Here is a 7,604-nt window from a genome sequence, read left to right as displayed (position 1 = left end):
CGATAGACGATGCGGTCCAGATAGGGACGCCCTTCGATAAAGAAGTCGTCGTTGCGTTCCAGGATGACCTGCTGGTCCGCCGTGAACTCCACGAACTTGAACGGGCCCGAGCCAACCACATCCTGCCCATTACGCGGGTGCGATTTCCGGTCCTGACCGTCGCCATAGATATGCTTAGGAATGATCGGCATCAGTTGCGACGACATCGCCAGTAACAATGCCGGGTGCGGCTGCGACAGCTTCAGGATCGCAGTGTGATCATCGGGCGTCTCGACGGTCTCGACCACGCCGAACATCGTCTTGAACGGGTGGTTCGCCTTGATCGTCTCGACCGAGAATGCGACGTCCTCCGACGTGATCGGCTCGCCGTCATGGAAGGTGGCACCCTGCACAAGGTTCAGCGTCATAGACAACCCGTCATCCGACCATGCCCAGCTTTCGGCAAGGTAGGGCTGCGGCGTCCAATCCTCGTCATAGCGCAGCGGCGCCGCAAAAAGTTGCGCCCCCGGCGCACCGGTCACGATTCCTGATTGAACAGCCGGGTTCAGGTGGCGTGGCGTTTGCGGAAGGGTCGTGATCAGGGTCCCGCCGCGCACCGGCTCTTCGGCCATGGCCGTCGTTCCCAGCAGGGCGGCAACCCCCGCAGCAATGGCCAGGTGTCGTAGTGCGGCGATCTTCATAGGTTCTTCTCCCGGGGTCTCATTTTTTATTGGGAAAAGGTTAGGCGCCGCCCCTCATTCGAAAAAATAGTTTTAATATGTCTGAAAACGCTAAAAAATGGTGCTAACGGCATGGCTCATTCGGCACGGACAGCCAGGTTTTCAAACACCCCATCGGCGCGAAGTGCATGGCAGCACTCGATAAACCGCTGCACGGGATAGGGCAGCGTCACTCGGGATTGTGTGACCAGACCAAAGCGGCGCGCCGGGATCGGATCAGTGATGGGCAAAACGGTGATGCCCCGGCTCTCAAGCGCTGCGCTTACAGGACGGGCATTCAGGATCGAAAAGCCAAATCCTGAGGCAATCAGCGTACGGATCATTTCGACCGAGGACGTGGCATGGGCCACGCGCACCGTCAGCCCAGCTTCGGCAAACAGGTCCGAATAGTAAGTGCCCGACCGCTGTAATTGCAGATTGATCATCGGCTGGTCCTGCAAATCGGCGAGGCTTACCGACTTGCGCGCAGCCAGCGGGTCCTGCGTGTTGACCATGGCATAATGCGGCAACTCGACCATCAGATCGAAGTCATGATGGGTTCCGATCACTTCATCATAGGTAAAGGCGATATCGGCGGCACCGGTGTCCAGATACTCGGCCACAGTGTCCATGTCCCCCTCGACCAGCTCAAACTGCACGTTCGGAAACTCTGACTGGAACTGCTTGATCGCAGGCGGCAAGAACGTCGCCGCCGCCGTCGCGAAACAAGCCAGCCGGATCGTGCCCGTCACAGACCCGCCAAGCGCATAAAGCTCGGCCTCGAAATCCCTGTAGTCCGCCAGGAAGCGACTGATCAATTTCAGTGTGTCAGCACCGCCGGGGGTTTTCTGGATGCCCTTTGCCGGCACACGGGTGAAGATGCCAAACCCAAGCTCCGCCTCAAGCGCGTCGATGGCTGCCGTAATCGAACTTTGCGAAATGCTCAGCGCTTCGGCGGCAGCCGCAATCGACCCCAACCGCCCTGTCGCCTCGACATAGCGCATTTGCTTCAGCGTCAGGCTTCCCGCCATCATTCCCCCATTCAATGATGTTTATGCGGCGATTAAATCCAGTTTTTGGCAAAAAGAAAACCGCCTAGCCTTGCACGACAGACGTTTTCAGCCCCAGGCCCCCACACGTGATCAAAATTCTTTCCGCCCGCAAAATCCTGACGATGAACCCGCAAAAACCGCACGCAACCCATGTGGCCATACGTGACGGTATCATCCTTGGCGCCGGATCACTGGAAGAACTCGAAGGTTGGGGAGACTACGAGCTCGACACCCAATTCGCCGACAAGGTGCTGATGCCCGGCCTCGTCGAAGGTCACTGCCATCTGCAGGAAGGCGCGCTTTGGTCCCACACCTATGTGGGCTTCTTCGACCGCATGTCGCCCGAGGGGGACATGCAGGCGGGGTGCAAAAACCTCGACGCCGTCCTGTCAAAGCTGGCCGCGGCAGAGGCGAATCTGGACGACCCCGACGCACCCCTGCCCGGATGGTCTCTCGACCCGATCTATTTCGACAACCAGCGCGTGGACCGCGCACAGCTCGATACGATCTCGACCACCCGCCCCATCGGGATCATGCACGCCTCGGGCCACATCATGAACGTCAATTCCAAGGCGCTGGAACTCGCCGGGCTCATGCGGCCCGGCATCAATCACGAGGGCGTGCCGCTGGGCAATGACGGCCTGCCGACAGGCGAGTTGAAGGGCCCTGACGTCATGAGCCCTGTCTCCATCCATGTCGGCTTTGATCGCGACATGCTCTCTTGCGACGAACAAGGCATGTGGCGCTTTGGCAAGCTCTGCGTCCGAGCAGGTGTCACCACGGCCACCGATCTGGCGGCACGTTTGCCGGACGAGGCCGTCGCGATGATGAAAAAGGTCACGGGCAATGCAACCTACCCGGCCCGCATCGTGCCCTTGCGCTTTCACCATGGGGTCAGCCCCGAAGATCTGATCAAACACGTCGAAGTACTCGCCCCGCAAAGCACTGAAAAGATGCGCCTGGGCCGGATCAAGATCGTGGTCGACGGTTCGATCCAGGGGTTCTCCGCTCGCCTGCGCGCGCCCGGCTACTATAATGGCGCGCCCAACGGGCTATGGTACATCGCGCCGGAACAACTGGCATACATCCTCGAAAACGCGCTCGCCAAAGGCATACAAGTGCATTGCCACACCAACGGGGACGAGGCGACGCAACTGGTCATCGACACCATGCGCAAAGCGCTGCGCAGAACCCCATCAACCGACCACCGCTTTACCCTGCAACACTGCCAACTGGCCGACACCGCACAATTCCGCCAGATCAAGGAACTGGGGCTGTGCGTGAACCTCTTTGCCAACCACCACCACTATTGGGGGGACCAGCATTATGAACTGACTGTCGGTCCCGAACGGGCAGAACGGATGAATGCTGCAGGCACCGCCGCACGGCTGGACGTGCCCTTTGGCATTCATTCGGATGCACCCATTACGCCGCTTGGACCCCTGTTCACCGGCTGGTGCGCCATGAACCGCAAGACCGCATCGGGCCGGACACTGGGTGAAGCGGAAAAGATCACGCTCGATCAGGCGCTTTACGCCATCACGATCGGCGCCGCCTATACCCTCCATATGGATGGAGAGGTCGGATCGATCGAAGCCGGGAAGCGCGCGGATTTCGCCGTGCTCGAAGACGACCCGGCAGAGATGGGAACCGATCGGCTGAAGGACACACGGGTTTGGGGCACCGTCCTTGGCGGCAAACCCTTCGCAGCCGCCCATGTCTGATACCCTGCCCATGACGATCATCGCCGGCTATCTGGGGGCCGGCAAAACGACCCTGATCAACCAAATCCTGCGCAACGCAAACGGACAACGGCTTGCCGTGCTGGTCAACGAATTCGGTGCGCTGCCCATCGACGCCGACCTGATCGAAGCACAGGACGACGACCTGATCGCGCTGGCGGGCGGATGCGTCTGCTGCTCCTATGGCGATGATCTCATGCTGGCGCTCGGCAAGATGCGCACATTTGACCCCAAGCCTGATCACGTGCTGCTGGAAACTTCCGGCGTCGCCCTGCCTGACAAGATCGCTGCATCGGTCGGATTGTTCGGCAATGACATCCAGGTGTTGGGCATCATCGTTCTGGCCGACACCGAATGCCTGCCGGACCATTTGGCCGATACATACGTGTCCGACACCATCACCCGACAGCTGGGCGCGGCTGACCTTGCCGTTCTGACCAAGACAGATCTGGCCACCCCGCAGCAAATGGAAGACAGCAGGACCATAATGAAGACATACGCGCCCGGCGCCGCTCTGGTCGAAACCAGCAATGACATTCTGCATCAGGTGCTTCTTCCTCAAGATACGACGCTGGACAAAGCGATCCCCTCGGATGGTGGACCGCATCACATCGAACTGACCTCTCGCACCCTCTTCCTGTCGGAACCGGTCAACGCCGAAGCATTTGCCCAAACACTTGCAGACCAGGAAAACGTCGTTCGGGCCAAAGGACACCTTGTCGCGAAGCCTGACAACGCGCTGGTCACGCTGCAGGTTGTCGGCAAACGCTTCGTGCTGACGGATGCGGAGACAGCCGCACAGCCCGGGCTTGTGATCATAGAAAAAGTCGCCAACGGCCTGTCTTGAAGCACCTGACCTGCGCCTGACAATGGATGCCGGACACGGCGGGGCTCACCCGTTTTCGGACATTCTCGGATCAACACCCTTGCTCACGTCTCCCACCACAGGAATATCAAGCGTCTGGCATATCTCGCGCACCATGGCCTCCAACCCGGGCGAGCTGTTTTCGACCGACACAATGATGCGGCGCACCAGATTGACCGCGCGCATGCGATCCTTTGGCGTCGGAAGCAAGTTTGGAAGGGTATCCAACGCACCATCCTGATCAAATGCGACAATGATGGTCTGCTCGTGGATCATGCGTCGGCGCTCATCGACCGACAGAGCGTCAAACGGAGCTTCGTTGGCAAAAACATATGCCCACCGATCAAGCATGTCCGCCCGGAACGATTGGTGACTGTCGGCCAGCAGGATCAGGATACGCACAATTGCTTCGCCCAGACCACCTTGGGCCATGTGCGACAGGGCCGCCTCGGCCTCCGGCAGTTTGCGCAGGGAAAGCGGGTCAGGCAGCGTACGACGCGCCACATGTTTCCGCCCGAACCAGGCCGCCCAAGGCCCACCCCACATAGTATAGAATGTCGCCTCGTACCATGCATCCCGCAGGTCACGACCAAAATCCATCGCCTGTTCGATCCACTCGGCGGTCAGCTGTTCAAGCTGGACATACGGGTTGCCCGGCATCGCGGGCTTGCGCTGTTCGCGGACCCTGTCGGCAAGGCTCTCAACGCCTTTCATCGCAGGGACATTGGAGGACGCCAGCGATCGCTCCATACGCAAGGGATGTAGATTGCGCAAGGCCTTCGCGCTCATCGGCGTTGAAAACGCCTGCACCGCAGGGCGGCCCACCACCTCGTAAACACCGGCCTGTACCTCGGACATATGCGCCGCGGCGGCAAAGCTGGTTTCGTCATGTTGCCCGTCATCCAGGGCCGCAACATCGTCCAGACTGCGCTCAACGAAATGCACCTTGAATTGCTTGTCGACACCATCCCCCTCAATGTCATCAATCTGCATCTCATAAAGGCCCGGCGCCATCGCTTCGACGGTTTCTAGGGTCGAGGCCATGTGCGTATGCTCCTTCCGAGCGACCCTTGAGGACACGAATATCCCCAAATGGCCAACCTCGTCGTGCAGCATGTAGATGATGCGCTGCCCGCGCAGCTTGATCTCCTGCGTGTCGGCATAGGTTTCGGCGATCCAGTTCAACGCTTGCTGCGGCGGTGTGATGTTGTCGCCATGACTTGCAAAGACGAAGATGGGCGCCTTGATCGCCTTGATGTCCACCGGGTTGCCCGGCTCAAGCTGGGCAGTGTTCTTGACTAGCCGGTTGCCGACAAACAGCTGCTCAACGATCCACAGGATTTCCGCTTCGTTCAGAATGAAATAGCCACCCCACCAGCGCTCAAAATCCAGGAAACGCTGACGCCTGCCTTCGGGATCGCGGTAGAGGTCAAAATACTTGCCAAAGTGGTTCCGGCTTGGGTTCAGCAGCTCAAAGTTCATCACCAGGTTGGCGCCATCGAACTGACCGGCACCCAGATCGGACCAGAACATCGGCTGCCATGCACCGCCCAGCACACCACCATTGTACCGCATCGGGTGGTCGCCAACCGCACCGGCCCACGGCGCAACCGGTGCGCCGTTCAGAACCAGCGGGCCCGTCAGATCCGGGTTGCACGCCGCCATCAGCAGCGCAGCCCACCCACCCTGGCAATTTCCAATCACAACGGGCTGCGGGCTGTCTGGATGGCGTGCGCGCACCGTGCGCATGAAACCCGCCTCGGCATGCATCACATCGGCAAGGGTCTGACCCAGAAGGGGATCACGCCTGAAACTGACGAAGTAAACCGGATGCCCCCTGGACAACGCGACGCCCACCTGGCTGTCCGGTTTGAACCCTCCGATGCCAGCTCCGTGTCCGGCGCGCGGATCTATGATCACATAGGGCCGGCTGGTCTGATCAACCTTGACCCCGGCGGGCGGGTTGATGTGCAAAAGCTGATAATTGCATGGACGATCCAGGTCGGCCCCATCCACAACAACATCATAGTCATAATCCAAAACCGGCGGGCACCCTGCCGCTTCATGCTCCAGAAAGACATCGCCGCGTTCACGCAGCGCATCCAGGGTCAGGATCACGCGTTGGGCCGCATCTTGGGCATAGGCTGCAAAGGCCTCCATCTGCGCCTGCGGGTTGTCAAACACGTGACCCGCCATCGCACCAAAACGCTGCATCAGCGCGCGCGTCCGCGCGCTGTGATGATCGGCAATCTTCTTGGACTGCAATGCGGCGACCTGCGACAGGATATTCGATTGCAAACCCACCTGATCGACATTGCTCATCCACGCATCGGCGGCTTTATCCCGCACGAATTCCGCATCCTTGATTAGGTCTGGCCCAATCTGAAACACGTTGGCCTGCTTGTTCAGTTCCATGATCAACTCCTGTGTCAGGCAGCGCAGTGGCCGCCATGGGTGGGTGATAGGGACGTTCCTTGGCTCACTGCTCCGCAATCTTTGCTTCGATCTGCGCCAGCAGTGACTTGTATTCCGGCGTGCCATCCGCCGCGTAGTGGAAGTTCTTGAAAAGACCGGTGATCTCGGTGAACCAGCTGCGGATCGCACCCTTGTCTTCCAGCGTCATCGTGGCATCCACGATCCGCTGCATCAGCACAAACACGCGCTGCTGCCGGTCCAGTGGCGCACAACTGTCCACCGCGTCAAACGCGTCCTGCTGAAGAAAGATCATGTCGACGAACAGCGCCTTCTGGAAGGTCACATAGTCCGCGAGGGTCACGCCCTCCTCACCCGTCACCTTCATCATCTGGCTGATCTGCTCGCCTTGCTCCAACAGGGCCTGCAGCGCCTTCACCCTGCCCGTCCATCCCGGTTCGATATGGCGGTCGTACCAGTCCGCCATCTGGTCCAGATAGCGCGACCACGACAGCAGCGGATCGACCGCCGGATAGAAACGTTTGTAGGCGCGCTCGGACGACAGGCCGAGGAAACACTTCACCGTCGACAAGGTCGCCTGAGTCACCGGCTCATCAAAGTTGCCGCCCGCCGGTGACACGGTGCCAATCATCGTCAGGCTGCCCGTGGTCCCATCCGCCGCCTCGATTACACCAGCCCGTTCGTACAGCCCCTTGATCGAGCTTTCGAGGTAAGCCGGAAATCCCTCCTCCCCCGGGATCTCCTCCAGCCGCCCGCTGGTTTCGCGCATCGCCTGCGCCCAGCGAGAGGTACTGTCGGCGATCAGCAGCACATC

6 protein-coding genes are annotated in these 7,604 nt (G+C 59.9%); 2 read left to right on the top strand and 4 right to left on the bottom strand.

Annotated elements, in window-relative coordinates; translation table 11 throughout:
• On the bottom strand, nucleotides 1-680 hold a 680-nt coding region (locus AC6RA8_RS16905; RefSeq protein ID WP_500354187.1), incomplete at its 3' end, for an ABC transporter substrate-binding protein.
• 116 nt (nucleotides 681-796) lie between these two features.
• Nucleotides 797-1,729 (bottom strand): LysR family transcriptional regulator, encoded by a 933-nt coding sequence (locus tag AC6RA8_RS16900; RefSeq protein WP_500354185.1) that lies wholly within the window; start codon nucleotides 1,727-1,729, stop codon nucleotides 797-799.
• Nucleotides 1,730-1,836: 107 nt separating this feature from the next.
• Between AC6RA8_RS16900 and AC6RA8_RS16895 the strand changes: the two genes are divergently transcribed.
• Together AC6RA8_RS16895 and AC6RA8_RS16890 are read left to right on the top strand one after the other, a co-directional pair.
• Nucleotides 1,837-3,474: an amidohydrolase gene (locus AC6RA8_RS16895; RefSeq protein WP_500354183.1), complete on the top strand. Its 1,638-nt coding sequence runs from the start codon at nucleotides 1,837-1,839 to the stop codon at nucleotides 3,472-3,474.
• Entirely contained in the window at nucleotides 3,467-4,339 is an 873-nt protein-coding gene (locus AC6RA8_RS16890; protein WP_500354181.1) for a CobW family GTP-binding protein, read from the top strand. Before AC6RA8_RS16895 ends, AC6RA8_RS16890 begins: the two co-directional genes overlap by 8 nt.
• 45 nt (nucleotides 4,340-4,384) lie before the next feature.
• Here the strand turns inward: AC6RA8_RS16890 and AC6RA8_RS16885 are convergent, their stop codons facing one another.
• Nucleotides 4,385-6,772, bottom strand: coding sequence for a DUF3141 domain-containing protein (locus tag AC6RA8_RS16885; RefSeq protein WP_500354179.1), 2,388 nt, complete (start codon nucleotides 6,770-6,772; stop codon nucleotides 4,385-4,387).
• 64 nt (nucleotides 6,773-6,836) lie between these two features.
• Nucleotides 6,837-7,604 (bottom strand): ATP synthase beta subunit C-terminal domain-containing protein (locus AC6RA8_RS16880; protein ID WP_500354177.1); only part of this gene is annotated, 768 nt, incomplete at its 5' end.

The organism is Tateyamaria sp., from assembly GCF_059783535.1.
The sequence above is the reverse complement of the archived record's forward strand: the minus strand, read 5'-3'. Positions and strand labels throughout refer to the sequence as shown.

Bases quoted from the DNA above. Each gene is read 5' to 3' on its own strand.
- AC6RA8_RS16900 (WP_500354185.1), bottom strand. From the start codon at position 1,729: ATGGCGGGAAGCCTGACGCTGAAGCAAATGCGCTATGTCGAGGCGACA.
- AC6RA8_RS16890 (WP_500354181.1), top strand. From the start codon at position 3,467: ATGTCTGATACCCTGCCCATGACGATCATCGCCGGCTATCTGGGGGCC.
- AC6RA8_RS16885 (WP_500354179.1), bottom strand. From the start codon at position 6,772: ATGGAACTGAACAAGCAGGCCAACGTGTTTCAGATTGGGCCAGACCTA.